The sequence below is a fragment of the Clostridioides sp. ZZV15-6598 genome (assembly GCF_020657705.1).
GTDB lineage: Bacteria > Bacillota > Clostridia > Peptostreptococcales > Peptostreptococcaceae > Clostridioides > Clostridioides difficile_F.
In genome coordinates, this window is sequence record NZ_JAGWCS010000395.1 from 1 (window position 1) to 216 (window position 216).

The 216-nt window shown below is 25.5% G+C and carries 1 pseudogene; it reads left to right on the forward strand.

What is annotated here, in order from left to right:
* Positions 1–10: 10 nt before the first annotated feature.
* Positions 11–187: pseudogene (locus KGF50_RS22220) on the forward strand (helix-turn-helix domain-containing protein); the annotation flags it as partial.
* Positions 188–216 lie beyond the last annotated feature (29 nt).

A 216-nucleotide genomic window follows, 5' to 3' on the forward strand; every position in this document is an offset into this window, starting at 1 on the left:
GTAAAGTGAGGTGATAGTATTGGAAAAAGCTTATAAGTTTAGAATGTATCCAAATAAAAAACAGCAAGAGTTAATTAACAAGACTTTTGGATGTTGTAGATTTGTATACAATAAATATCTTTCTAAAAAAATAGAAGTCTATGAAAACGATAAAGAAACTTTTACTTATAAACAGTGCAGTTCTGATTAGACCAATTTAAAAAAAGAATTAGATTG